This window comes from Maribacter luteocoastalis (genome assembly GCF_048890225.1).
GTDB classification, from domain to species: domain Bacteria; phylum Bacteroidota; class Bacteroidia; order Flavobacteriales; family Flavobacteriaceae; genus Maribacter; species Maribacter luteocoastalis.
Genome location: NZ_JBMFZG010000007.1, coordinates 48706 through 73669 on the forward strand (window position 1 = coordinate 48706; position 24964 = coordinate 73669).

The window sequence follows — 24964 nt, forward strand, 5'->3', positions numbered from 1 at the left end:
GCTTTAACTTTGGTTTATGCACGTCTTCCAAAAAAACAGTAATATTTTTAATCTTCTATCAGAAGGCATCTCCGAAGGAATTATTGTTGTGAACATTGATCAGACCATTGTGGCCACCAATTCGTCTGCCGAAGAAATGTTTGGATATGAAAAAGATGAACTTATTGGGCAATCTTTAGAACAACTAATACCTAATAGATTTCATAACAAGCATGATCATCATGTACAGGAGTTTATTAATAAAAGTGAGAAGCGAACAATGGGTCAAGGTCTAGAGTTGTTCGGCATTAAAAAAAACGGTGAGGAATTTCCTTTAGAGGCGGGATTAAATCCTTTTGAACTATATGGAAATACGTATGTAATGGCTCTTACCATAGATATCACCGAAAGAAAGATCAAAGAAAAAGAGCTTAGTCATTGGGCGCGGATTTTTGACGAATCGTTAAATGAAATCTACGTTTTTGATACTACTACCTTGCTTTTCTTAAATGTAAATAAGGAAGCACAACGCAATCTAGGGTATTCATTGGAAGAACTCAAAAAAATGAGTCCTTTGGACATAAAACCTGATTATGATTTACCTAAATTTAGAAAGTTGGTCAAGCCATTGGTAGATGGCGGTGAATCCAAAATAGAATTTGAGACCACACATGCTAGACGAGATGGCACACTATATCCCTCGGAGGTACACTTACAAATATCCAAAATGGGTGCTAACACAGTTTTTGTTGCTTTCATTCTTGATATAACCGAACGAAAGGAATATACCCAAAACTTAGAAAAAACAGTACAAGAACGTACCAAGCAACTCATGGAGGCATTAGCAAAGGAAAAAGAACTTAATGAGCTTAAAACGAGGTTTTTGTCATTGGTATCCCACGAATTCAAAACTCCTTTAAGCAGTATTTTAACCTCTGTAACCTTACTGGGTAAATATACCGAAACAGCACAACAAGATAAACGGGAAAAACATGTAAACACCATACGAAACAAAGTAAAATATCTAGATACTATTCTAAATGATTTTTTATCGGTCGAAAAATTGGAGTCTGGGAAAGTGAATTACAAGATTGAGGAGTTTCCGTTAAGCAAGCTCATTAATAAAGTCATTTATGATTCAAATTTCTTATTAAAATCAGGTCAAAGAATAAACTATCCATCCAATGCCGATGACATTTGTGTTCAATTTGATGAAAAAACCTTTGAATTGGTATTGTCAAATTTGGTGCATAATGCCATTAAATATTCCCCCGAAGACTGTATTATAGATCTTTTGGTGAAAAATTATAACGAAACTATTGAAATTCAAGTCGTTGACAAAGGAATAGGTATACCCGATAGTGATCAGAGACATATTTTTGACCGTTATTTTAGGGCCAAGAACGCTTTATTGACCCAAGGTACTGGTATTGGGCTTAACATTGCCAAACAACATCTAGAAAATCTAGGAGGCAAACTAGCATTTAAAAGTGAAGAAAATAATGGCTCCACATTTAGTGTATTTATCCCTAAGGAACATAAAATGGACAGTGAATGAAAAACATTTTGTTAATTGAAGATGATCGTGCATTGCGAGAAAACACCGAGGAGTTATTGGAACTTTCCGGCTACTCCGTTATTTCTGCACCTAATGGCAAAATAGGAATAAAGCTTGCTAAAGAAAGCTTACCCGACCTTGTTATTTGTGACATTATGATGCCTGAGGTAGATGGGTATGGTGTATTGGAAGACCTCTCATCAGATGAGTCCACCAAACATATTCCTTTCATTTTCCTATCCGCAAAAACAGAGCACAAAGAAATACGAAGAGGTATGGATATGGGGGCCGATGATTATCTCACCAAACCTTTTGAAGAGGATGACCTAATGAGTGCTATTGAAAGCCGTTTGGCCAAGGCACAACTTTTAGGGCGTATGATGAATAAAGGCGATTCTGGGCAGCATATATCAGGTAAGGAAATGCGAACCTTGAACGAGCTCAAGAATTTTTTTGATGACAATGGTGAATTTTACAGTTTTGAACAAGGGAAAACCATTTATCATGAAGGCTCGCGTTCCAATACTATTTATCTCATTTTAAAAGGTGTGGTAAAATGCCATATTATGGATGAGGATGGCAAAGAACTTATAACCTCACTTTACCGTGCAGATGACTTTTTGGGCTTTACTTCTTTCATGAACAATATTCCTTATCAAGAATCGGCAACGGCAATGGAAAATGTCACCTTAGCCGGAATTTCCAAAAATAATCTAAAACAAATTTTAGAAAAAAACCATACGATCTCATTAGAACTCATGGAGCTCCTAACTAATGATATTTCTGAAATTAAGGCACAATTACTACAAATGGCCTATAGTTCTGTTCGTAAAAAGACAGCCCAAACTTTAATACAGTTTGCAGAAATAATGAACAAAAGAACGGATGAGCCCATTAAAATATCTAGAAACGACCTGGCCAGCGTGGCGGGTATTGCTACTGAAAGTTTGATTCGAACGCTCTCAGGATTTAAAAAAGAAGGGTTAATAGACATTGAAGGTAGAAACATTAGAATTAAAGAGCTAAAAGCACTACAGTTTATCAATTAAATCAAGGCTATCAAATACTTTTACACAACCTTGTTTTATGATAATTATCATATTTTGGCATATTATGTGCTGCTATTTTTAATAAGCAGCAAATTTTAATGAAAACAATCCTTATCCCTACAGATTTTTCTAAGAACTCTTGGAACGCGCTATCCTATGCTGTCAAGATATTCAAAAATATTTCTTGTAATTTTTACGTACTTCATGTTGGAGATTTAGCGGATTCCGTAGTACAAAATTCCCCATTTAACTTTCACAACAAGAATTTGGATATATCAATTCAAGAAAAATTCTTAAAGCTATTTGCCAAAATAGAAAAAATAACACCTAACAATGGTCATCAATTTATTGCCGTACAAGAATATGGTAACATGACCAATGTTATAAGAAATTTCGTTGATGACAAAAAAATAGATCTGATAGTAATGGGAACCAAGGGTGCCAATGGGTTAAAGGAAACCGTCCTTGGCAGTAATACGGGGGATGTAATTACAAAAGTGCCTTGTAACCTAATGATAATACCTGAAAATGCTACTTTTTATTTACCTGAAAAAATTGCCTTTCCCACAGATTACAACATATTCTATTCACATGAAATTCTTGAGGCAATTACGGAAATATTACAGATAACCAGTGCAAATTTCGGAGTAATCAATATTGTGAACTTGAAAACAAAAGACAATATAGTTCAGCAAAAAAATAAAAGCTATTTGCAAGAATACCTCAAAGAACTTTTCCCTACATCACACAGTTTTCAATCTTTGAAAAATAAAAATGTAAAAACTGCAATTGAAAAGTTTGTAAAATGTGAAGATATAGATATGCTAGTGATGGTAGCCAAGAACCTCAATTTTTTACAATACCTTCTGTTTGACACAACAATAGAAAAACTTAGCTTCCATACAACAGTACCTATTTTAGTACTTCATGAATAATAAACCTAGATAAGTTTACAGCACTCTACTGATAATTATCATAGCTAAATACTCCATACACTTGTATTTTTAATAATACTTGCAAATGGCCATAAAATGAAAAATATTTTAATACCAATAGATTTTTCGGATATTTCCAAAAATGCAATACGTTATGCCATTGGCTTATTTCAAAAGGTACCTTGTAATTTCTATTTGGTCTATGTTAATGTTGAAGGCTTTGATCATGTTCAAAAAACAATACCTCAACTAGGGACCAATATTTTGGTTGAAAAGGAACCGATATCCATTGAAAAAAAGTTAAAAGAGTGGAAACATTTCTCAGAGTCCTTTAGCAAAAAATCTCACACGTTTACCGCTATTCATACCATAGGGTACTTTTTGGAATCCATTAGAAAACTAATTCAAGAAAAACATTTAGAACTTATTATTATGGGCACTAAAGGAGCATCTGAAATAAAAGAGTTTTTTATGGGCAGTAATACCGGCAATGTCATAACCAAAATAGACTGTAATGTTTTAGTGGTTCCATCTAATGCTGTCTTTCAAGAATTTAAACAAATTGTGTTCCCAACAGACCTTTCTTTTGTATATTCAAATGATGTCTTAATGGATTTGAGGAATCTTATCCAGTCAGATACAGCACAGATTAGAGTACTTCATGTTTCTAAAGTAAACACAGAATTATCAAAGAATGAGTTATCTATTAAAAGTGAAATACTTCAGTTACTTAAAAACACCTTTCCTAACCCAATTAGTTTTCATTCTTTGGTAAATACTAATGTAGAGCAAACGGTACTAAATTATTCGGAAAGTATTAATGCAGAACTAATTGTCATGGTTTCTAAAAACTATGGGTTTCTGCATAAACAGTTGTTTGATACCACTGTTGAAGAAGTAAGTTTTGATACCGAAATACCCCTACTATCCATTCAAGGATAATTTATAAATCAGGGCATTTTCCATTTTTGGTAATGATATTTATCATAGTTTTTCAAATGGTGGTAAGATACATTTGGTAGACACCAAAATGAAGCTATATGAGAACCGTATTGATCCCTACAGATTTTTCGGCCAATGCAGTACATGCTATAAATTATGCGTTGAAGCTGTTCGACAGTGAAAAAATCAGTTTTTATTTTCTACATGCCTATGCGGATGAAGTCTATGGTCCTAGCATTAATCAAAAAGGTTACTCTATTGAACAACTAAAAGAAAAGGTTAAAACCAGTTCTGATAATTTATTACAAGAACTGATACACACATTAAAGGAAAACACTAGCAATCCCAAACACAGCTTTAACACATTATCTGTTTTTGACTCTTTGGTTGATGCCGTAAATGATCTTGTGAACGAAAAAAATGTTGATCTCGTAATTATGGGGACACAGGGCAAGACCAAAGATAAAAACATCACATTTGGTAGCCATACCGTTCAAGTATTTAAATATGTAAAATGTCCGGTACTTGCTGTTCCAGAAAGCTTTCAATTTAAGAAGCCAAAAAAAATAGTTTTCCCTACAGATTATTTGCTTCCTTATAAAAAAAGGGAATTAAAACTTTTAGACTCCCTTGCCTCAATGTTTACTTCAGAAGTACATCTTCTTTATATCTCTGATTTTGAGGATTTATGCCAAAGACAAATAGACAATCAAGGTTTTATTAAAGAATTACTCCCCCATGCAGAACTCTTTTTTGAAAGAACACCCGTTAAAAATAAAGCTGAGGCGATAATGGAATATATTATCATGAAGAATATTGATTTTTTGGTCATGGTAAATTCCAGACATTCTTTTTTAGAGGATATGCTATACCGCTCCACTGTAGACCAAATTGGTTTAAAAATTAAAGTGCCTTTTTTAGTACTACAAAATCTACATAGATAATAATGATAACCTATAAAGATGAAAAAAATAGTATTACCAACAGATTTTTCAGACAATGCCTGGAATGCGATATTTACAGCAGTTAAACTTTATAAAGATGTAGATTGTCATTTTTATCTTCTACATGCCTATGAACCAAATTCATTAAATCTACTCGGTAGAAAAAGCCAACATAGATTAGGCGTCATTTATGATTCCTTATCGCAATATTCTGCGCAGGAATTGGATAAGGTGGAAGCTTATTTAAAGGAACATCATTCTAATCCAAAACACATATTCGAGACAGTTTCAAAAGCGGAAACCCTGGAGGAAGCGGTCAATGATATAATTACCTCACAAGATATAGATTTGGTGATAATGGGTACACAAGGAGCTACTGGTGCAAAAGAAGTTTTTTTGGGTAGTAACACTGTAAAAGTTCTTAAAAAAACAAAGGCCAAGCCTATTCTTGTAGTACCAATGGAATTTAATTTTCAACAACTCAAAACTATGGTGTTTCCCACCGATTTTACAAAATTCTATGAAAAATTCGAATTATTGCCCCTGATAGAATTGGCCACACTTTGGAAATCTAAGATTAATATATTGCACGTGTCCGTAGAATACGTTTTAAACGAAACCCAAAAAACGAATAAAAAAATACTCGAAGAACGCCTAACAGGCCTAGAATATTCACATCATAATGTACCTTTTACCAGTAATATTTCTAAAAGTGTCCAAAATTATCTAAAAGACAATGAAGCGGACTTAATGGGCTTGATAAGATATCATCATACCTTTTGGGATAAAATTATTGGAGAACCTGTTATAAAAAAAATGGCATTCCATACTACCGTACCAATACTTATGTTGCCTGAAAACTGAGATATAGACTTCCAAAGTTACATGGAAAAAACAGGAATATGAAAAAAAAACAAATTTTACTGCCTACAGATTTTTCGGCTAATGCACGCAATGCCATTGAATATGCCTTTTTTTTATTGAAAGATATAGCCTGTGAATTTCATGTCTTAAATGCCTATGAAGTAGGTGCATCGGCTTTAAGCAGTACTATGGGAAAAGTTAAGGAAACACGACTTTTCCTAGCTGTAAAAGAGGAATCTGAACGAAAGGTAACCGGCATAGTCAAAGATCTTAAATCCAAATCCAACAACCCTCTCCACCTCATACAAGGGCATAGCATTGCAGATTCTTTGGTGAACGGCATTGGTCGTTTTGCCATTAAAAATAACATAGATTATGTGTTTATGGGAACTAAGGGTTCTTCTGCTGTTAAAGAAGTGTTTATGGGCAGTAGTACCATTAAGGTCATCAAGTATTTCAATTATTGCCCTATCATTGCCGTACCGGCTTCCTACAACTTAAAAATACCAAGGAAAATGGTTTTTGCCACTAATTTTGAACATACGTATACAGCTGTAGAACTTATTCCACTAATTACAATTGCCCAGCTATGGAATTCTGAAATTATCATTGCCCATGTAGATCGGGGAACTGGCTTAAGCACTGAACAAGAAAATTGCAGAAAATTACTAGATAATAGACTTTACGGTTTAAAACATAGATTCGAGGAGGTTAATGGTGCATCAAGAATTTCTGAAGCTATAATGACCTATACATCCAAAAATGAAAATATTGAATTGATAGCTATGATAAATTACTGGCATAGCTTTTTTGAGAAATTAACGAAGGAAAATGTTATTAAACGATTGGCCTTTTATACAGAGGTACCGTTTCTTATTTTTCCCTTAATTGATTAATGTGCACATAAGGTTGACTGGACCTTGATTTAACAAAGGAAATAGTAGTGTTGCCACGTTTTGTGGTATGCAATTGGTTTAGGTGCTTAATCGTATAATTTTGTATCGGAAGTCCAATTCTTGATAATTCCTTTTTCACTTGCTCAAAAGTTTTGGGATTTTCATATATAAAACAAATGATACCATTATCCATATCAATATCCATAATACGAATATCCATTATACGACTTAGGTTACGAATAATAATATTCTTGTTTTTGATAGATTCAACATTTTTAAGGGTTGCAAGTTTTTTCATCGTTTTATTTTTTTGTAAAGTATAAGATGATCTGGTCTTTTAAAATGATAAAGGTCAGTTAGTAATAAAATAAAGTTATTTTCCTTTGTAAAAAGAGTTTCAAACTAATGATATGTCAATAGAAATTGTAATAGGAATAGATATTGGGGGCAGTTTAACTAAAATTGGGGCGGTTACCAGAGATGGTAAAATACTTTATAAAAAAATAATCCGCACAGAGTCCCATTTACCGTTTTCCAACTTTAAAAAAAGGTTAAAAAAGGAGGTAGATTTGTTAAGGTCCAAATTGGAACCCAATACCAAGGTTTTACATCTAGGGGTAGGTGCACCAAATGCCAATCCACTCACGGGAAATATGGAAAATCCGCCCAACCTTAAGTGGGGAAAAAGCATTCCTCTGGTAAAGGCTTTTGAAGCCATTTTTAAACTACCGGTAACTATTGCCAACGATGCCAATGCAGCAGCCTTAGGTGAAATGACTTTTGGAATCGGGAAAGGAATGAAAAATTTTGTTGTTCTTACGCTAGGCACTGGACTGGGTAGTGGTATTATAGTCAATGGCAAACTTCTAATTGGTGAACATGGGGTGGCAGGGGAATTAGGTCATGTAAATGTAGATCCAAACGGACGTTATTGTAACTGTGGATCAATAGGTTGCTTGGAGACTTATGCCTCTGTTACCGGTATTAAAAGAACGGTATTTGAGCTTTTGGCCAATATGAATATTGAATCTGTAATGCGTACCTATAGTTTTGACGATCTAAACGGGGAGAACATTTCTGACGCGGCATTGGAAGGCGACAAAATTGCTTTAAAGGCATTTGAAAAAACCGGTGAAATACTTGGTAGAAAAATGGCAGATACCGTGGCTCATTTAGACCCTGAAGCATTTATACTGTCTGGGGGCTTGAGCAAAGCGGGTGCAATTCTTTTAGATCCCATTAAAAGTAGTATGGAAAACAACCTTTTCAATGCTTATAAGGGAAGGATAAATGTTTTACTCTCAAAAGCTACAAGGTCTGACGCCGTACTAGGCCCTGCCGCTCTAGCTTGGTTGGCTATTGATGGGAAGTAGTTCTTAAAAATCCCGTGAATTCCTAATTTTTTCCTCTTCAATTGCCTGTTTCTCTGCTTTTTTTATCTCAAGATAATCATCCGCGAAACTATAAATTTCATGCTTAATATTCTGGAATTCATTTTTAAATGATTTCACGGTTTCCTCCAATTTGTTTTGTGATTCTTCTAATTTATCAATTTTGTCCTTATAGGTTGATTCAGATATCTTACCTAAATTTTGTAAGTGCTGTTTCAGATTTTTAAGTAAAGTATTGCATAGGCTCTTTAATCGGTGAAGACGAATCATACTCTCACGTAATTCATCTAAATTTTCATGTTTCAACATGTCATCAAGAAACCTGCTAATAAGTATATCTATAAATCGAATATCATCCTTATAAAACTCGAATTCCGAAATAAAACTTTTCACCCTTTCGTAATATTCCGCAGCTTTTTCAGAGCCGTATATTTTCTCTTCTTTATCGCTGTCTTTGTCCATCGCTTTCAATTTTCTCAAAATTAAATCAATACCACAGCTTTGAATATGATATTTATCATTTGCCTTTGGCAAAATGAAACCTACTTTTCTTTTTGAAAAATAATGGCCAAATGAAAAATATATTAATACCAACAGATTTCTCTGAAAATGCCTGGAATGCCATAAAGTATGGTTTGGCATTATATAAAAAAATACACTGCAACTTTCATTTGATACATGTTCATCCTATTGTTGCTTTTGCTGGCGGTGAAGCCGCCATGTATGCCTCACAAGAGTTAATGGAACGTAACCTATTAAAGGAAAGTAGTAAGAAACTTGAAAAAATACTAATAGATATAGAGCATCTCCCTTTCAATACCAAACACACTTTTCATACATCCGTTTTTTACGGCTTTTTTACCGATCATATAAAACAGCAGGTAGAGGATAATAATATAGACCTTATCATTATGGGCACCAAAGGTGCTTCTGGTCTACAAGCTGTTAGTATGGGCAGTAATACTGGCAATGTAATTACCAAAGTTAAATGTGCAGTGCTTGCCATCCCAGAGGATGCTGAATATCGAAGGCCTAAGGAAATAGCCTTGCCAACAGATTATCAAATGGGCTATGATATAAAAGTCTTGGAAGATGTAAAAGATCTTTCCCTAATAAACAATTCTGCCGTAAGGATTTTATACGCCGCTAAAATAGGAGCAGAATTAACCAATGAACAACTTAAAAATAAAAAATTCCTAGATAACTATTTTAAGGATGTTGAACATAGTTTTCATACGGTTACCGGAAACAAATTAGAAAGTGTTGTACAATGTTTTACTGAAAGTAGGGATATAGATCTGATAGCTATGGTAGCCAAAAACCTCAATTTTTTAGAACGAATATTGTTTAGGCCTACAGTGGAAAAAATTAGTTACCACACCAAGGTGCCATTTTTGGTGCTACATGAGAAATAAATTTACTGCTTTCGGTTTGGGGAATAGGACAAGTAAAAATAATTTTTAGTTCGGAAAATTAAAACCCATTAAAATTATTGCCCTTCAAAACTGACCGATATCATGGTTTTTAGCGTACTTGTCTTCTAGATTTATACATGAATTTTAATTGTACCATTATGAAACGGATTTTAGTGCCTACAGATTTTTCTGATAATGCATATAGAGCGATTACCTATGCCTTAAATCTTTTCAAGGAGGTTAAATGTACTTTTTACTTGATGCATACGTACACACCTCCTATTTACCATACAGAATATCTTATTGGAAGTCCTGGCCAAATTGGTTTGGGCGATGTAATGCAGGAAACCTCACTTACCCAATTGGAAAAACTAAAAGTGACGTTGGAAAAGAAATTCAAAAACGACAAGCATACAATAATGGTACACACTGCCTTTAATACTTTATTAGGCGAAATAACAGAAACTGTTGCCTCTGAACATATAGACTTGATTGTAATGGGGACTAAGGGAGCTACAGGGGCCAAAGAAATATTGCTGGGCACCAATACAGTACATGTAATTAAAAAAGTAAACTGTCCTGTACTAGCGGTTCCACCCAATTTTAAGTATGAAGCACCTAAAGAAATCCTTTTCCCTACAGATTTTGAAATAGATTATCAAGAGGAAAATTTCCAGGAATTATTAACCCTTGCAAAAGTACACAAGTCCCGTATTAACGTTATGCATGTTCGTGCGGGATATGATTTAAGTGAACAACAAGAAAAACATAAAAAGCAGCTAGAGGAATTACTGGGCAACATAGGCCTTTTTCATGAAATGCCAGATAATGGAATTATTGCTGCAGTCAATGACTTTCAACTAAAGACCAACATTAACCTTTTGGTTATGGTACAAAATAAACATACCTTCTTAGAAAAACTTTTCATAGAGCCAATCATAAAAAAAATAGGCTTTCACCTTACTGTACCGTTCATGGTGATTCCACAATTGTAATAAACTAGATTATGAAGAATTTTTTGGTTGCCACAGATTTTTCCCACGATGCCTATAATGCCTTGTTTTATTGTACGCAATTAATGAAGTGGCACCCATGTACTTTTTATATTCTGAACGTTTACAATGAAACTACCGTTTTAGAAAGCAAAAAAGAACAAATTTTACCAAGTAAAAAACTATTGGAAGAGCTCAAAATACAATCTAATGAAAAGTTGACCCATACCTTTCATAAAATTGTGCTAGACAACAATAATGCGCGCCATACTTTTAAAACAATATCCAAAAAGGGAAAGCTTACCAGCGTTTTAAAAAATATAGTAAATGAGAAACAGATAGATTTGGTAGTAATGGGAAGTAAAGGGGAAACAGGTGCCAAAGAAATATTTCTAGGCAGTAACACAGTAAAAGTAGCAAAGTCCATTACCCAGTGCCCAATTTTGGCCATACCCAAACAAATTGATTATAAAGAACCTAAAGAAATTGCCTTTATAACAGATTACAAAACTGGCTGTTCCAAAGAAACCATTGCCCCATTATTGTATTTAGCAAATTTGTCAAAAGCATCTATACGAATAATGCATATTCATGAAGAGCAAATATTAAATTCAGAACAAGAAACACATAGAATACAATTGGATGCATGTTTGGAACATATAGAACATAGCTTCCATTGGATGCAAGAATTTACGGAAAAAGCAAAAGTGATTGATACGTTCTTGGAAAAACTGACCATAGATATGTTTGCCATGGTGTATCATCAGCGTAGTTTTTTAGAACGTTTAATACGTGAACCGGTAATAAAGGATTTAAGTATTTATGCTGAAATCCCATTTCTAATCTTACCAGAGAGGGACTGATAATTATCATAGTTAATCTATGTGACAGCAGTTAAATTTATAAGGTAACAAAAGAATACTGCAATGGACAAAAGAATCTTAATTCCTACCGATTTTTCAAAAAATGCATTGAATGCCATTCGCTATGCCATGGATTTATATAAAAAACAACGTTGCGAATTCTATTTATTGAATGTTTTTCAAGTAGATGGGTATTCAACCGATAGTTTAATCATACCGGAACCCGGTAATACTTTGTACGAAAGTGCCAAAAAGGAAGCTGAGGAAGGATTTGCAAAATTGATGGACATGTTAAAATTGCACCCAGAAAATCCTAATCACACGTTTTATACAAATATTAAGTACAATTTTTTATCTGAAGCCATAAAAGACCTTATTGCCAAAAAGGATATAGACCTTTTGGTTATGGGCACTAAAGGAGCAACAGGTGCAAAAGGAGTCATCTTTGGTAGCAATACGGTAAATGCGATGGAAAAAATTAGGGAATGCCCTGTGTTGGCAATACCTGAGGATATCCGATTTTCACCACCAAAAGAAATCGTATTTCCAACTAATTATAAAGCTAGTTTTAAACGTAAAGAACTACATTATCTTACCGAGGTTGCCAAACTTCATGATGCGTCTATTAGGGTTTTATATGTTAGCAAAAATCAAGAGTTAAATGAAAAACAAGAAGTAAATAAACAATTGTTGGATGATATTTTCGAGGATATAAAGCACAGTTTTCATGTTATAACCAACAAGGATATTTCTGATGGCATTATCTCGTTTGTTGAAAGTAGGGACAGTGATATGATTGCCTTTATAAACAGAAAGCATTTTTTCTTTGGCAGCGTATTTTCTAAACCTTTAGTAAAAGATATTGGTTATGAAGCAACGATACCTATACTAGCTTTACATTGATCTACATACATAAAATTAAATAGGAATGAAGCAAACAGGAATTTGGCTAGACAAAGAAAAAGCACATGTTGTTCATTTGACCAAAGATGGTCATACACTAGAAACTATAATGTCCGAAGTAGATTTTTTTAATCCCTCAGGAGGTTCAAGGACAAGATCTGCAAAATGGGGACCACAGGATGTGGTACAGGACAGTAAATATTTGGAAAGGGAAAAACATCAACTCAAAAAATATTTTAACAAGTTAGTGGATATGCTTGATGAAACAGATGAAATAGCACTATTTGGCCCAGCTGAAACAAAGGATAAGTTTATAGGTGAATTAAAAGACAATCATCAATTATTGGCCAATAAGGTAAAAGCCATAATCACATCGGATAGCATGACACAAAATCAGACAATTGCTTTGGTAAAGGACTATTTTGGATAATCTGGTGGTGTGTTTTCACTAAAAAAGACGTATTACACAGTTGTAATAGGCATAATTTACACTAAAGGTGTATGGACGCAATTTTAGACTTATTAGAAAAACCATTCATTTCTAAACTCATTAAACTTTTATTATGGTTGTTCGTTATTTTAATTTCAATAGGTTTCCTACGTAAAATTTTAAAAAAACGAATAGAGAACATAACCATTAGATATAGGGCACAAAAAGGGGTAGAAATAGTAGGTTATGTTTTGATATTGCTCTTAGTGCTTATTTCATTTACCGCAGAGAGCATTAAGGATTACACAATAATAATAGGTCTTTTTACGGCGGGTATAACCTTTACCTTACAAGAGCTCATCTTAAGTATTGCAGGCTCCTTTTATATTTTTTTTGTTCGCGTTTATAAACCAGGTGATCGTATAGAGATTCATAATATCAAAGGTGATGTTATTGATATTGATAGTATTTACACCACTATAATGGAAATGGGAGAATGGGTAAGCAGTGATAACTATTCCGGTAGAATCGTGAAAATCAGTAATTCATTTGTTTTCAAAGGGCCCATTAAAAACTACTCTATGGATTTTCCCTTTGTATGGGATGAGTTAAACATATTAATCACCTATGGATCAGACATAGAATTGGCAAAGAAATTAGTTTTAGACAAAGCGAATTCGCTATTATTGGAATATACCAAGAACTCCATGGCAAAATGGAAAGAGATGGTCGCTCATTACTATATAGAAGATGCAAAATTAGAACCTACCTTAGCCTTAGGTCTTACGGATAATTGGATTGAGCTTAATCTTCGCTATATTACAGACTATAAGCTTAGAAGAGGCACAAAGCATGAGTTGTTTCAAGAAATACAAAAAGCAATATTAGAGACAAACGGCAAAGTACAACTAGCATCCCAGACACTACAATTGCTAAAAATTCCAAAAATGGAAATCAACCTGCAGAAATAAAAAAGAAAGTATAATGGACGTAGCTATTGTAAAATCTTCTGGGGAAAAGGCTAAATTTTCTATGGATAAATTGCGAAATTCATTGAAACACAGTGGTGCTGGCCATGATGTAATAGAACAAATTGTGGATAAGGTGCAAGACGAGGTTTATGAGGGTATATCTACCAAAGAAATATATAACAGGGCTTTTGCACTACTTAAAAAACATAAATCGGTTTTTGCCTCTAAATACAAACTAAAAAAAGCTATTTATGAATTAGGTCCAACGGGTTTTCCATTTGAACGTTTTGTCGCCGCTATATTACAGTATTCTGGTTATTTTACAAAAACTGGTGAGATAATGAACGGTATCTGTGTTACCCATGAGATCGATGTTGTTGCAGAAAAAAATGGCAATATCATAATTATAGAATGTAAATTTCATGGAGAGGAAGGCCGTAATTGCAATGTAAAAATACCCTTATATATTCATTCTAGGTATAAAGATGTAAAGGCCCATTGGGACAGTAAAAAAAGCAAAAACAAAGCAATGGATATTGGTTGGGTGGTAACCAATACCAGATTTACCCAAGATGCCATACAATATGGCAAGTGCGCAGGACTATATCTTTTAAGTTGGGACTATCCATTTGGTGATGGGCTCAAGGATCGCATAGACCGTTTAGGCCTTTATCCAATAACGGTATCTACGCTATTAAGCAAACGGGAAAAGCAGTTCTTATTAGGAAGGGATGTGGTGCTTTGCAGACAACTATGGAAAGACAAGTTCTTTTTAGACCATCTTGGGGTAGCCAAAATTAGAAAGGAAAAAATACTTGATGAAATTAAACAACTTTGTCATTCATAGTAATGGATAAAATTAAAATACATTTTTTAGGTGCTTCTGGTACGGTAACAGGATCAAAATTTTATATTGAAACACCAGAATCCAATATAATGGTGGACTGTGGTATGTTTCAAGGTTTAAAGGAATTAAGACAATTAAATTGGAAACCTTTACCCATAAATACCTCTAAAATTAATGTTGTTCTTCTTACCCACGGACATTTAGACCATACCGGCTATTTACCTAGGTTGGTAAAAGAAGGGTTCGGTGGAAAAATAATTGGTACCGCCCCTACCCTGGCCATAACCAAAATAATCTTGATGGACAGCGCCAAGATCCATGAGGAAGAAGCAGAACAAGCGAATGCCGAAGGGTACTCTAAGCATCATCCTGCATTACCATTTTACACGGTTAAAGAAGCAGAAAACACAATTGATTTCTTCCAATCAGAACCAAAGGATAAATGGATTACGATATCAGAAAACATTAGGTTCAAATTTAAGTATAACGGTCACATCATAGGAGCCACTTTTATTGAACTGGAAATATTTGGAAAACTATTTGTATTCTCAGGTGATATTGGAAGAACAGAGGACTTGTTATTATCTTCCCCTGAATGTCCCAAATGGGCAGATTATTTGTTTATAGAAAGTACCTATGGCAATAAATTACATCCACAAGAAAATGTTGATGACCTGTTAATAGAGCTAATTAACAAGACAATTAGAGAAAAGGGCAACCTCATTATTCCTTCTTTTGCGGTGGAACGCTTACAGTCCTTAATGTATACTTTATGGAGTTTGTTCAAGAAAAACAAGATTCCCAATATTCCTATTTTCATAGATAGTCCCATGGGCAACAATGTATTATCCGTTTTTGAAAGATTTCCCGATTGGCACAAGCTACCAATAAAAGAATACCACGCTATGTGCCACCACTTCAATATCATTAGTTCCTATGCGGACACATGGAAAACTATTGATGACCCTAGACCTAAGATAGTAATTGCAGGTAGTGGCATGGTAACTGGTGGTAGGGTACTTACCTATTTAAAACAATTGATTGATGAAGTTTCTACAACCGTATTATTAGTGGGCTACCAAGCTGAAGGCACAAGGGGCAGACAATTATTGGAAGGCGCACATGAGCTTAAACTTTTTGGCAAATACCATCCTATTAAGGCCACTATTAAACATATAGAAAGTTTATCTGCACATGCAGACCAAAATGAATTGCTACATTGGATAAATGCTATTAAGAATATTCCTGAAACTGTGTTTCTAATTCATGGTGAACCTTTGGCTTTAGATGCTTTTAGGTCTAAAATTAAAGATGTACATGGCTGGCATATACATATTCCAAAATTGAATGAAGTAAGGGAGTTTCTGATTTAAATTCGTAGAAATGACGCATGTCATTGCGGTTGCCATCGTATAAAAATAGGTTTGTTGGTTGGCAAAGTTTATGACCATGAAAAAAAATGAACCAAATTCAGAAATCAAAAAAAACATTGAAGAATTGCATTGGGAAATTCAAGATTTCAAATCTAACCTGCAATTTATAAATGATGAGATTGCCTTTATGAACAATATGCTGGATTCTTATATTTTTGAACCGGATACACCGAATCTATTTGAACGTTTACAAGAATACAAGGCACATCTCAAAAAATGCACCGAGAAAAAACAAGAAGTTCAAAATCAAATATCCAAGCATGAAAATAACCTTGGTGGCTTACTGGAGCGTAATGAAATACCTTTAGATCCAATTGATTTTCTAAAACATGAAAAATTAAAAAATTCCATTAAAAATTATATGAACGACTATCAAAAGTTAAAAACGGAATTTTATAACTATACCGGTGGTATACTAAAAAAGCATAAACCATAAAGCAATTCCTTCATTGAACAACTTCTTATTACTGATAATTATCATTTTTATTGATTTGCACTTCGGCTATTTTAGAAGTAATTTAATATCTAGGCCATGAAATCAAATACAACTAAATATACCTATGTGGAATGGTTAAGTGCAGAAGAAATGCATGCCACATCCAAGTTATGGCTTTCAGAACTAAGTTTCATTATAGATGAACAGTTGTTTTTAAATGACCTTGTTAAATCCTATTCCCTGCAACTTGCAGAGCCAGAAATATTTGATCAAAGCAAAAAAATAATTTCACAAATACAAAAAACAGAAAAAGAGGTTGGTATATTGATTAAGAAGGTAAAAGCACACGAAAATGAATTAGAAATTATGGTAGACCAAGTAGATGAGTTAAAAATGGAAAAGGCTTACATAGAAACCCATAAAGAACTACTTAATGCTATGAACACGTATACAAAAGAATATAGAAAAGCTAAGAAAAAGCTATTCATTTTTATATCTACCATTATGAAAAAAGAAAAACAAAACCGATTACTACGTTAAAACCACCTCTAAAATGAAAAAACTAATACAAATTTTCTTAGTACTTATAATGACAGGGTGTTCCTCTACAAGTTTGGTTGAAAACTGGAAAAACCCTGAAATTGTTCTATTTGACGCCAACAAGGTTTTATTAGTGGGCATGGCCCAAAGTAAAGAAGCTAGGGACAATTTTGAAAGTCAATTACAGAAAGAATTTGATAAACGAGGTGTTGAAGCCATGCGCAGTCTAGATGTTTTTGATGTAAATTTCACAGATGTCAGAAGAACAGAAAAAGAACTTGACGCCATGGAGCAAAGTTTATTGGATAAAGATTTTGATGCTATTCTACTTACAAAAATTGTAGGATCAGAAAATAGGGAAAGTTTTTTGACCACAACGTCTAAATGGGATAATTACAGAGGTGATTTCTACAATGACTACCTAAGTCATCAAGATATATATTATGTTGACGATTATTATGAAACCTTTACTGTGTATCATGCACAGACCACCTTATACTGCATATGTGAAGGAAAGGATCGTTCTATGATTTGGCGTGGCAGTATAGATATTACAGATCCGAAGGACATAGACAAAACGGTAAAAGATTACATAAAATTGGTGGTGAAGGCCATGGAAGAGCAAGATCTTATTTTTAGAAAAGAAGAAAAGAATGAAATTACTGGTCTATAGTGCTAAAAAGTTTGAAATTCCATTTTTAAAGAAGTCGAACAATAATGCCCATAAAGTAACCTATGAAGCGGAAGCATTAAGTTCTGAAACAGCTATTAAGGCCGTTGGTTTTGATGCGATAAGTATATTTTCAGGAGACGATGCCTCGTCTATAGTGTTGGATAAATTATGGGATTTAGGTGTTCGTTTTATTACCCTAAGGTCCTCCGGTCATAACAACATAAACCTTAAAACGGCTAAAAAACTGGGATTTAAGATTGCCAATGCGCCGGACTATTCGCCACATGCCATTGCAGAACATGCGGTGGCCCTCTTATTGGCATTAAACAGAAAAATAATTGTAGCCAATGAGCAAGTACACCAATTTAACTTTTTGCAGGATAACCTAATTGGGTTTAATCTTCACGGCAAAACGGTAGGTATTTTAGGTACAGGAAAAATTGGCAGTATAATGGTAAAGATCATGCATGGATTTGGCTGTAAAATTCTTGCTACTGATCTTATGCCAGACAGTGATTTAATAGAATTATGTGATGTAAACTATACTACCTTGGAGGAGATTTGTATTCATTCAGATATCATCAGCATCCATGTTCCATTGACCTATGATAATTATGACCTTATCAATAGCAAAAATTTGGATTTGATGAAAAATGATGTTATCCTAATTAATACTGCAAGAGGAAGCATTGTGGAAACCAAATCATTGATCAATGCGTTGGAAAACAAAAAAATAGGTGGTTATTGCACCGATGTCTATGAAAAAGAAAAAGGCTTATTTTTTATGGATCATTCTAAGGAAGGAATAAAGGACGAACAATTAAAAAAACTATTGTCCTTCCCAAATGTACTGCTTACACCGCACCAAGCCTTTGTCACCAAAGAAGCATTGTCCAATATTGCCCAAATCACCTTTGACAACATTAACAGTTGGGAAGAAGGTAAAACAGCTAAAAATGAATTGGGGCTTGATTTGATTAGTTCATAATAATGGACTAAAGACTTTTCCAAAACCTTCTTTTAATTTATCCGTCCAAGGCCGTTTAATATATTCGTGGTAAGAAAGAATACTGCTTACATTGGCATCGGCTAAAAAATCCGCTTTCAAAAGGTTTGCGAATTCCTCATCATAAACTATAGCATTTACCTCATAATTCTGTTCAAAACTGCGATCATCAAGATTTGCGGTGCCTATGCTAGAAACAGCATCATCGCAAACAATTATCTTACTATGTAAAAATCCATCAGGGAAAAGATAAATTTTAACGCCTGCCTTTAGTAGCGTTTCAAAATAAGACCTTACGCTCCAGTTGACAATTTTATTATCCGCATTTGCCGATATCAACAACCGAACATCGACACCACTTAGTGAAGCTGATTGTAACGCCTGTATAATTGCCTGCCCAGGAATAACATAGGGATTGGTAATGTATAGGTAATGTTTAGCACTATACATCATATTTAAATAGGCCTGTTCTAATGAAGGAAAATCATCATCTGGCCCACCGGACACAATCTGCACCAACTTACCTGCATTGGAATCACCATCAGTCATTACAGTTATAGAATTGATGTATTTCTGACTTACCAAATACCAATCCATGGCAAAAATATAATCTAGATGCATTGCAGCACTACCTTCTATTCGCATATGCATATCATGCCAATTGCCGAGAGCAGGGTCTCCTTTTAAATATTTATCAGAAATATTGATGCCCCCTGTAAACGCAACTTTACCATCTACAGCAATAATTTTTCTATGGTTTCTATAATTAAGAGAAGAAAGAAATCTTCCAAATTTAAATGGGAGAAAAGGATATACCTCTACCCCCATCGATGTTAGTTTTTTTAAATATTTTTTACTTAGGGACAGACTTCCTATAACATCATAAATCATCCTTATTTGGACGCCTTCCGCTATTTTCCTTTCAAAAAGTTCTATAAGTTTGTTGGCCAATTCCCCTTCTTCAAAAATGTAATATTGTAGATGTATTCTGATGTTGGCATTTTCGAGCGCTTCAAAAATAGATTCAAAAGTGGTTTTGCCATCTTTTAAAAGTTTAATTTGATTATCATTAGTTGGGGAGAAGTGAGAATTACTGTACACAAGCTTCATGAGTTTTTTATATTTACCACTCATAGCGGCTGTATGTTCCGTAGTTGGTGCTGGCAGATCTAAGAAGGCTTTTCTCTTTAATTTCAGTAGTTTGTTCTTACGTCTATTTCTTCCCAGCAAAAGGTATAGGATAATACCACCCACGGGAATTGTAAATATCGCCAAAAGCCAACTAAGGCTTTTAGAAGGTTTGGCGCCATGAAGCAATATGCTAATTACAATGGATATGGCAATAACAATGTAAAGAACAAGAATAAGGATTGTCCACATACTTTATTTTATAAATACAAGTTCAATTTAGGTATATGGAATTATATAATTACATCAATTTAAAATTAACAGGAATACTATACGGAACCCTAACTGCCCTTCCTCGCTGCATACCAGGGGTCATTCTTGGCAAGGAGGCTATAATACGTTCTGCCTCTTTTTCTAACAATTCATCTGGTCCCCTAGTTTGTATACTAGTAATATATCCGTTTTGATCTATTATAAACTGTACATAAACCTTGCCTTGAATACCCATTTCAACAGCTATTGGTGGGTATTTAAAATTCTTTTGTACATGCTCCTGAACCTTCTTTTGAAAACACATTCTTTTTTCTTCCTTAGAACCTTCTTCACACCCTGGAAATACAGGTATATCTTCAATCACTGCAAACGGAATAGTGACTTCTTCCTCTATTTCTTCAACCACAATCTCATCAACTGATATGATTCGCTCTGCAACCTCTGTTTCTTGACTAATTTCCGTACTCTGGATTATGGTCTCTTCAATTTCCTCTGTATCTTCTATTACTTCTATAACAACTGGTGCTGCTGGTGGTGCCGGAGGTGGTGGCAAATTTAAAATTTCAGTAACTGGTACCTCTTCCTTAAGTTCTGGTTCTATAGAATAAGAAATTACCACTTCCCGTATGGGATCATAACGCTTATATTCAAACGCTCTCCAAACCAAAAAAAGCACAACAAAGAGACCAATGACAAAGTATAGTCCCCTGTCTTTGTTCAAATCTGCTTTTGGATTCTTTTTTAGTTCCATAATCAAAATATTATAGTAATCAAGTTACTTCAACTTTGGTTGATTTAATATGACATTAGTCAGTTTCACAGCTCTTTTTCTAACGTATGCATAGCACTTAACAGGATAACTTTAAGTAACGTATACCAAGTTCTATTTCATAGTGTTGCGGCTATAATTATAGTCAATGTTGTACTTTTGCAACTTTGCTATGAATTCATGATTAATTACGAAGAGAATATTGAGGTTAAAGGCGCTCGTGTCCATAACCTTAAAAATATAGATGTTACCATACCAAGGGAGAAACTTGTAGTTATTACTGGACTTTCTGGTAGTGGTAAATCTTCTTTGGCCTTTGATACTATTTATGCTGAAGGCCAACGTAGGTATATTGAAACTTTTTCTGCCTATGCCAGACAATTTTTAGGTGGTTTGGAACGTCCGGATGTTGATAAGATTGATGGACTTTCCCCTGTAATTGCCATAGAACAAAAAACCACTTCTAAATCACCAAGATCTACCGTAGGTACTATAACAGAGGTTTATGACTTTTTAAGATTGCTTTTTGCCCGTGCGGGAGATGCACATAGTTATACTACAGGAGAAAAAATGGTAAGCTATAGTGATGAACAAATAAAAATGCTCATCATAGATACCTACCGAGATAAAAAAATTAATGTACTTGCCCCTATAATAAAGAGTAGAAAGGGGCATTATAGAGAATTATTTGAGCAAATTGGCAAGCAAGGTTTTGTTAAAGTAAGGGTAGATGGTGAAATAAAGGATATTGTCAAAGGGATGAAAGTAGATCGCTACAAAACCCATGACATTGAAATAGTTATAGACCGTTTAAAAGTTATAGAAAGCGAGGATTTTCATAAACGTTTATCAGAAACCATAAATACGGCAATGTACAGTGGCAACAATGTACTAATGGTCTTAGAAGAAGGCACCTCAGTTCCTAGATATTTTAGTAGGGATTTAATGTGCCCAACCACAGGTATTTCTTATCCTACTCCAGAACCTAATACCTTTTCGTTTAACTCACCAAAAGGCATGTGTCCCAATTGCAGTGGTCTGGGTCATGTATATGAAGTAAACGAAACTAAAATATTCCCAAATAAAAAGCTATCCATTAAAAGCGGTGGCATAGCTCCCTTAGGGGAATACAAGAAATCTTGGGCTTTTAAACAGATTGAAACCATTGCACAACGTTTTGAGTTTGAACTTACGGACCCAATAAATAAAATTCCATCAGATGCAATGGATATTTTATTACATGGTGGGAACGAAAGTTTTGAGGTAGATTCTAAATCACTTGGCGTAAAACGTAACTATAAAATAGACTATGAAGGAATTTCCAACTTCATAAAAAACCAATTTGAGCAAGCAGAGTCCACTTCTATTAAACGATGGGCCAAGGAATATATGGACAAAGTGAGTTGTCCTTCCTGTGCAGGCAGCCGTTTAAGAAAAGAATCTCTCTACTTTAAAATAGAAGACAAGAACATTGCAGAACTGGCAAATCTAGATATTGCGGAACTCGCACATTTCTTTGCCGATCTCGAAAAAAGATTATCTGGAAATCAATTAAAAATTGCCGAAGAGATCATTAAAGAGATTAGGACAAGGGTACGTTTCCTGTTAGATGTAGGGCTAGATTATCTCTCACTTAACAGAAGCTCTAAAACACTTTCTGGAGGAGAGGCACAAAGAATTAGGCTGGCCACCCAGATCGGCTCACAACTTGTTGGCGTACTTTATATTCTAGATGAGCCAAGCATTGGTTTGCACCAACGTGATAACTCTAGGCTTATAAAATCCTTGGAAGCCTTAAGGGATATAGGTAATTCTGTTATTGTAGTGGAGCATGACCGTGATATGATAGAGCGCGCAGACCATGTGATAGATATTGGACCCAAAGCCGGTAAACATGGTGGTGAAATTATTTCACAGGGCACACCAGATGAGCTTAAAAACCATCACACCCTAACAGCGGATTATATTACAGGAGTTAAAAATATTGAAGTTCCAAAAACAAGAAGGGAAGGTAACGGCAAAAAAATTGTATTATCAGGTTGTACCGGTAACAATTTAAAGAACTTAACAGTTGAATTCCCATTGGGTAAAATGATTGGGGTTACGGGTGTTTCTGGCAGTGGAAAATCAACCCTGATCAATGAGACCCTTTACCCAATAATGAACGCACATTATTTCAATGGTGTCAAAAAACCAATGCCATATAAAAAGATTACCGGCTTGGAGCACATAGATAAGGTTATAGATATAAACCAATCACCTATTGGCCGAACACCTCGAAGCAATCCAGCTACTTATACAGGTGTTTTTAGTGAGATCCGTTCCCTTTTTACCAAAACACCAGAAGCGGCCATTCGTGGCTATAAGCCTGGTAGATTTAGTTTTAATGTAAAGGGTGGACGTTGTGAAACGTGCCAAGGTGGCGGACTTAGGGTGATTGAAATGAATTTTCTCCCAGATGTTTATGTAGAATGTGAAACGTGTAATGGAAAAAGATTTAATAGGGAAACCCTTGAAATAAGATATAAAGGAAAATCTATTTCCGATGTTTTGGAAATGACCATTAATGACGCAGTAGCGTTTTTTGAACTTATTCCTAAAATTCATCGTAAGTTAAAGACCATTCAAGATGTTGGTTTGGGTTATATTTCACTTGGGCAACAATCCACAACCTTATCTGGAGGGGAAGCCCAACGAATTAAATTAGCTACCGAACTATCAAAAAGGGATACCGGTAATACATTTTATATCTTAGACGAACCTACAACTGGACTTCATTTTGAGGATATACGAGTGTTAATGGAAGTTTTGAATAAATTGGCCAATAAAGGAAACACCGTTTTGGTAATAGAGCATAACTTAGATGTAATTAAAATGGTAGACCATGTAATTGATATCGGTTATGAGGGAGGGCGTTCTGGCGGACAATTAGTTGCCAGCGGCACTCCTGAAGAAGTAAGCAAAGACAAAAAAAGCTATACGGCAGAGTTTTTGAGGAAAGAATTAAAATTATAAAATTAAAATACAGCTCAAAAATATATGAGAAGAGAAAAACATCATAAAGGATGGAATGAGATAAAGACCAATGATTCATGGGCCATATTTAAAATTATGGGTGAATTTGTGAACGGTTTTGAAAAAATGAGCAAAATTGGACCCTGTGTTTCCGTTTTTGGTTCTGCAAGAACCAAAGAGGATGGGAAGTACTATCAACTAGCGGTCAGCATCTCAAAAAAGATTGCCGAAGCAGGATACGGGGTTATCACTGGGGGTGGACCAGGTATTATGGAAGCTGGCAATAAAGGCGCGAATATGGCAGGTGGCACATCAGTAGGATTAAATATTGATTTGCCTTTTGAACAACATGACAATCCTTATATCGATCCTGATAAAAGTTTGGATTTTGATTACTTCTTTGTGAGAAAGGTGATGTTCGTAAAATACTCCCAAGGATTTGTGGTAATGCCTGGTGGCTTTGGCACCTTAGATGAGTTATTTGAGGCAATTACGCTCATACAAACACATAAAATAGGCAAGTTTCCAATAATCCTTGTAGGTAGTGATTTTTGGACAGGCTTGTTTGAGTGGATAAAAGGCACCATGTTATCACAAGGAAATATTAGTCCAGAAGATTTAAACCTTATAAAAATTGTTGACACCGAAGATGAAGTGGTAGAGGTGATAGATGCTTTTTACAAAGGCCACACACTTAGTCCTAATTTTTAAA

The 24964-nt window shown here is 34.6% G+C and carries 26 protein-coding genes; 22 read left to right on the plus strand and 4 right to left on the minus strand.

Annotation, left to right across the window (positions count from 1 at the left end; translation table 11 throughout):
• Positions 1-16: 16 nt before the first annotated feature.
• The 7 genes from ACOCEA_RS13965 (at position 17) to ACOCEA_RS13995 (ending at position 7167) form a co-directional block, all read left to right on the plus strand.
• Positions 17-1537, plus strand: a complete 1521-nt coding sequence (locus ACOCEA_RS13965; protein WP_420756877.1) for a sensor histidine kinase — start codon at positions 17-19, stop codon at positions 1535-1537.
• A complete protein-coding gene (locus tag ACOCEA_RS13970; RefSeq protein ID WP_420756878.1) occupies positions 1534-2586 on the plus strand; it encodes a response regulator in 1053 nt (350 codons plus the stop codon). Before ACOCEA_RS13965 ends, ACOCEA_RS13970 begins: the two co-directional genes overlap by 4 nt.
• 98 nt (positions 2587-2684) lie before the next feature.
• The gene (locus tag ACOCEA_RS13975; RefSeq protein ID WP_420756879.1) at positions 2685-3521 is read left to right on the plus strand and encodes a universal stress protein; all 837 of its coding nucleotides are present in this window, start codon (positions 2685-2687) and stop codon (positions 3519-3521) included.
• A gap of 96 nt (positions 3522-3617) precedes the next feature.
• Positions 3618-4463 carry a universal stress protein gene (locus ACOCEA_RS13980; RefSeq protein WP_420756880.1) on the plus strand — a complete coding sequence of 282 codons (846 nt, stop codon included), beginning with the start codon at positions 3618-3620 and terminating at the stop codon, positions 4461-4463.
• Between the two features lie 98 nt (positions 4464-4561).
• Positions 4562-5407: a universal stress protein gene (locus ACOCEA_RS13985; protein WP_420756881.1), complete on the plus strand. Its 846-nt coding sequence runs from the start codon at positions 4562-4564 to the stop codon at positions 5405-5407.
• Between the two features lie 18 nt (positions 5408-5425).
• Positions 5426-6271: a universal stress protein gene (locus ACOCEA_RS13990; protein ID WP_420756882.1), complete on the plus strand. Its 846-nt coding sequence runs from the start codon at positions 5426-5428 to the stop codon at positions 6269-6271.
• 38 nt (positions 6272-6309) lie between these two features.
• A complete protein-coding gene (locus tag ACOCEA_RS13995) occupies positions 6310-7167 on the plus strand; it encodes a universal stress protein (protein WP_420756883.1) in 858 nt (285 codons plus the stop codon).
• On the opposite strand, the gene ACOCEA_RS14000 is transcribed toward ACOCEA_RS13995, so the two are convergent.
• A complete protein-coding gene (locus ACOCEA_RS14000) occupies positions 7145-7465 on the minus strand; it encodes a hypothetical protein (protein WP_420756884.1) in 321 nt (106 codons plus the stop codon). The genes ACOCEA_RS13995 and ACOCEA_RS14000 overlap by 23 nt on opposite strands.
• 112 nt (positions 7466-7577) lie before the next feature.
• On the opposite strand from ACOCEA_RS14000, the gene ACOCEA_RS14005 reads away from it, so the two are divergent.
• Entirely contained in the window at positions 7578-8540 is a 963-nt protein-coding gene (locus tag ACOCEA_RS14005) for an ROK family protein (protein ID WP_420756885.1), read from the plus strand.
• Positions 8541-8543: 3 nt separating this feature from the next.
• Here the strand turns inward: ACOCEA_RS14005 and ACOCEA_RS14010 are convergent, their stop codons facing one another.
• A complete protein-coding gene (locus ACOCEA_RS14010; protein ID WP_420756886.1) occupies positions 8544-9020 on the minus strand; it encodes a hypothetical protein in 477 nt (158 codons plus the stop codon).
• Positions 9021-9130: 110 nt separating this feature from the next.
• Between ACOCEA_RS14010 and ACOCEA_RS14015 the strand changes: the two genes are divergently transcribed.
• From ACOCEA_RS14015 to ACOCEA_RS14070, 12 genes are all read left to right on the plus strand, one after another.
• The gene (locus ACOCEA_RS14015) at positions 9131-9973 is read left to right on the plus strand and encodes a universal stress protein (protein WP_420756887.1); all 843 of its coding nucleotides are present in this window, start codon (positions 9131-9133) and stop codon (positions 9971-9973) included.
• A gap of 158 nt (positions 9974-10131) precedes the next feature.
• Positions 10132-10968: a universal stress protein gene (locus ACOCEA_RS14020; RefSeq protein ID WP_420756888.1), complete on the plus strand. Its 837-nt coding sequence runs from the start codon at positions 10132-10134 to the stop codon at positions 10966-10968.
• Positions 10969-10979: 11 nt separating this feature from the next.
• A complete protein-coding gene (locus tag ACOCEA_RS14025) occupies positions 10980-11828 on the plus strand; it encodes a universal stress protein (protein ID WP_420756889.1) in 849 nt (282 codons plus the stop codon).
• A 63-nt stretch (positions 11829-11891) separates the two neighbouring features.
• The gene (locus ACOCEA_RS14030; protein WP_420756890.1) at positions 11892-12731 is read left to right on the plus strand and encodes a universal stress protein; all 840 of its coding nucleotides are present in this window, start codon (positions 11892-11894) and stop codon (positions 12729-12731) included.
• A gap of 25 nt (positions 12732-12756) precedes the next feature.
• Positions 12757-13161, plus strand: a complete 405-nt coding sequence (locus ACOCEA_RS14035) for a hypothetical protein (RefSeq protein WP_420756891.1) — start codon at positions 12757-12759, stop codon at positions 13159-13161.
• 71 nt (positions 13162-13232) lie between these two features.
• Entirely contained in the window at positions 13233-14132 is a 900-nt protein-coding gene (locus ACOCEA_RS14040; RefSeq protein ID WP_420756892.1) for a mechanosensitive ion channel family protein, read from the plus strand.
• Positions 14133-14145: 13 nt separating this feature from the next.
• Positions 14146-14979 (plus strand): ATP cone domain-containing protein, encoded by an 834-nt coding sequence (locus tag ACOCEA_RS14045; RefSeq protein WP_420756893.1) that lies wholly within the window; start codon positions 14146-14148, stop codon positions 14977-14979.
• A gap of 2 nt (positions 14980-14981) precedes the next feature.
• The gene (locus ACOCEA_RS14050; RefSeq protein WP_420756894.1) at positions 14982-16352 is read left to right on the plus strand and encodes an MBL fold metallo-hydrolase RNA specificity domain-containing protein; all 1371 of its coding nucleotides are present in this window, start codon (positions 14982-14984) and stop codon (positions 16350-16352) included.
• Positions 16353-16428: 76 nt separating this feature from the next.
• On the plus strand, positions 16429-16848 hold the full coding sequence (locus tag ACOCEA_RS14055) for a hypothetical protein (protein WP_420756895.1): 420 nt from the start codon (positions 16429-16431) through the stop codon (positions 16846-16848).
• Positions 16849-16944: 96 nt separating this feature from the next.
• The gene (locus ACOCEA_RS14060) at positions 16945-17388 is read left to right on the plus strand and encodes a hypothetical protein (protein WP_420756896.1); all 444 of its coding nucleotides are present in this window, start codon (positions 16945-16947) and stop codon (positions 17386-17388) included.
• A 13-nt stretch (positions 17389-17401) separates the two neighbouring features.
• Positions 17402-18061, plus strand: a complete 660-nt coding sequence (locus ACOCEA_RS14065; RefSeq protein ID WP_420756897.1) for a hypothetical protein — start codon at positions 17402-17404, stop codon at positions 18059-18061.
• Positions 18042-19049 (plus strand): 2-hydroxyacid dehydrogenase, encoded by a 1008-nt coding sequence (locus tag ACOCEA_RS14070; RefSeq protein WP_420756898.1) that lies wholly within the window; start codon positions 18042-18044, stop codon positions 19047-19049. The genes ACOCEA_RS14065 and ACOCEA_RS14070 overlap by 20 nt, the downstream gene beginning before the upstream one ends.
• Here the strand turns inward: ACOCEA_RS14070 and cls are convergent.
• Both cls and ACOCEA_RS14080 read right to left on the minus strand, forming a co-directional pair.
• Entirely contained in the window at positions 19044-20447 is a 1404-nt protein-coding gene (gene cls, locus ACOCEA_RS14075) for a cardiolipin synthase (protein WP_420756899.1), read from the minus strand. The genes ACOCEA_RS14070 and cls overlap by 6 nt on opposite strands.
• Before the next feature lie 49 nt (positions 20448-20496).
• Positions 20497-21219 (minus strand): energy transducer TonB, encoded by a 723-nt coding sequence (locus ACOCEA_RS14080; RefSeq protein ID WP_420756900.1) that lies wholly within the window; start codon positions 21217-21219, stop codon positions 20497-20499.
• Between the two features lie 198 nt (positions 21220-21417).
• Between ACOCEA_RS14080 and uvrA the strand changes: the two genes are divergently transcribed.
• Both uvrA and ACOCEA_RS14090 read left to right on the plus strand, forming a co-directional pair.
• Positions 21418-24252: an excinuclease ABC subunit UvrA gene (uvrA, locus tag ACOCEA_RS14085; RefSeq protein WP_420756901.1), complete on the plus strand. Its 2835-nt coding sequence runs from the start codon at positions 21418-21420 to the stop codon at positions 24250-24252.
• Positions 24253-24276: 24 nt separating this feature from the next.
• The gene (locus ACOCEA_RS14090; RefSeq protein WP_420756902.1) at positions 24277-24963 is read left to right on the plus strand and encodes an LOG family protein; all 687 of its coding nucleotides are present in this window, start codon (positions 24277-24279) and stop codon (positions 24961-24963) included.
• The last annotated feature ends 1 nt before the right edge of the window (position 24964 follow it).

What these genes read in the sequence shown, in the direction of transcription:
- ACOCEA_RS13965 (WP_420756877.1), top strand. Translation starts at nt 17, where the DNA reads ATGCACGTCTTCCAAAAAAACAGTAATATTTTTAATCTTCTATCAGAA.
- ACOCEA_RS13970 (WP_420756878.1), top strand. Translation starts at nt 1,534, where the DNA reads ATGAAAAACATTTTGTTAATTGAAGATGATCGTGCATTGCGAGAAAAC.
- ACOCEA_RS13975 (WP_420756879.1), top strand. Translation starts at nt 2,685, where the DNA reads ATGAAAACAATCCTTATCCCTACAGATTTTTCTAAGAACTCTTGGAAC.
- ACOCEA_RS13980 (WP_420756880.1), top strand. Translation starts at nt 3,618, where the DNA reads ATGAAAAATATTTTAATACCAATAGATTTTTCGGATATTTCCAAAAAT.
- ACOCEA_RS13985 (WP_420756881.1), top strand. Translation starts at nt 4,562, where the DNA reads ATGAGAACCGTATTGATCCCTACAGATTTTTCGGCCAATGCAGTACAT.
- ACOCEA_RS13990 (WP_420756882.1), top strand. Translation starts at nt 5,426, where the DNA reads ATGAAAAAAATAGTATTACCAACAGATTTTTCAGACAATGCCTGGAAT.
- ACOCEA_RS13995 (WP_420756883.1), top strand. Translation starts at nt 6,310, where the DNA reads ATGAAAAAAAAACAAATTTTACTGCCTACAGATTTTTCGGCTAATGCA.
- ACOCEA_RS14000 (WP_420756884.1), bottom strand. Translation starts at nt 7,465, where the DNA reads ATGAAAAAACTTGCAACCCTTAAAAATGTTGAATCTATCAAAAACAAG.
- ACOCEA_RS14005 (WP_420756885.1), top strand. Translation starts at nt 7,578, where the DNA reads ATGTCAATAGAAATTGTAATAGGAATAGATATTGGGGGCAGTTTAACT.
- ACOCEA_RS14010 (WP_420756886.1), bottom strand. Translation starts at nt 9,020, where the DNA reads ATGGACAAAGACAGCGATAAAGAAGAGAAAATATACGGCTCTGAAAAA.
- ACOCEA_RS14015 (WP_420756887.1), top strand. Translation starts at nt 9,131, where the DNA reads ATGAAAAATATATTAATACCAACAGATTTCTCTGAAAATGCCTGGAAT.
- ACOCEA_RS14020 (WP_420756888.1), top strand. Translation starts at nt 10,132, where the DNA reads ATGAAACGGATTTTAGTGCCTACAGATTTTTCTGATAATGCATATAGA.
- ACOCEA_RS14025 (WP_420756889.1), top strand. Translation starts at nt 10,980, where the DNA reads ATGAAGAATTTTTTGGTTGCCACAGATTTTTCCCACGATGCCTATAAT.
- ACOCEA_RS14030 (WP_420756890.1), top strand. Translation starts at nt 11,892, where the DNA reads ATGGACAAAAGAATCTTAATTCCTACCGATTTTTCAAAAAATGCATTG.
- ACOCEA_RS14035 (WP_420756891.1), top strand. Translation starts at nt 12,757, where the DNA reads ATGAAGCAAACAGGAATTTGGCTAGACAAAGAAAAAGCACATGTTGTT.
- ACOCEA_RS14040 (WP_420756892.1), top strand. Translation starts at nt 13,233, where the DNA reads ATGGACGCAATTTTAGACTTATTAGAAAAACCATTCATTTCTAAACTC.
- ACOCEA_RS14045 (WP_420756893.1), top strand. Translation starts at nt 14,146, where the DNA reads ATGGACGTAGCTATTGTAAAATCTTCTGGGGAAAAGGCTAAATTTTCT.
- ACOCEA_RS14050 (WP_420756894.1), top strand. Translation starts at nt 14,982, where the DNA reads ATGGATAAAATTAAAATACATTTTTTAGGTGCTTCTGGTACGGTAACA.
- ACOCEA_RS14055 (WP_420756895.1), top strand. Translation starts at nt 16,429, where the DNA reads ATGAAAAAAAATGAACCAAATTCAGAAATCAAAAAAAACATTGAAGAA.
- ACOCEA_RS14060 (WP_420756896.1), top strand. Translation starts at nt 16,945, where the DNA reads ATGAAATCAAATACAACTAAATATACCTATGTGGAATGGTTAAGTGCA.
- ACOCEA_RS14065 (WP_420756897.1), top strand. Translation starts at nt 17,402, where the DNA reads ATGAAAAAACTAATACAAATTTTCTTAGTACTTATAATGACAGGGTGT.
- ACOCEA_RS14070 (WP_420756898.1), top strand. Translation starts at nt 18,042, where the DNA reads ATGAAATTACTGGTCTATAGTGCTAAAAAGTTTGAAATTCCATTTTTA.
- cls (WP_420756899.1), bottom strand. Translation starts at nt 20,447, where the DNA reads ATGTGGACAATCCTTATTCTTGTTCTTTACATTGTTATTGCCATATCC.
- ACOCEA_RS14080 (WP_420756900.1), bottom strand. Translation starts at nt 21,219, where the DNA reads ATGGAACTAAAAAAGAATCCAAAAGCAGATTTGAACAAAGACAGGGGA.
- uvrA (WP_420756901.1), top strand. Translation starts at nt 21,418, where the DNA reads ATGATTAATTACGAAGAGAATATTGAGGTTAAAGGCGCTCGTGTCCAT.
- ACOCEA_RS14090 (WP_420756902.1), top strand. Translation starts at nt 24,277, where the DNA reads ATGAGAAGAGAAAAACATCATAAAGGATGGAATGAGATAAAGACCAAT.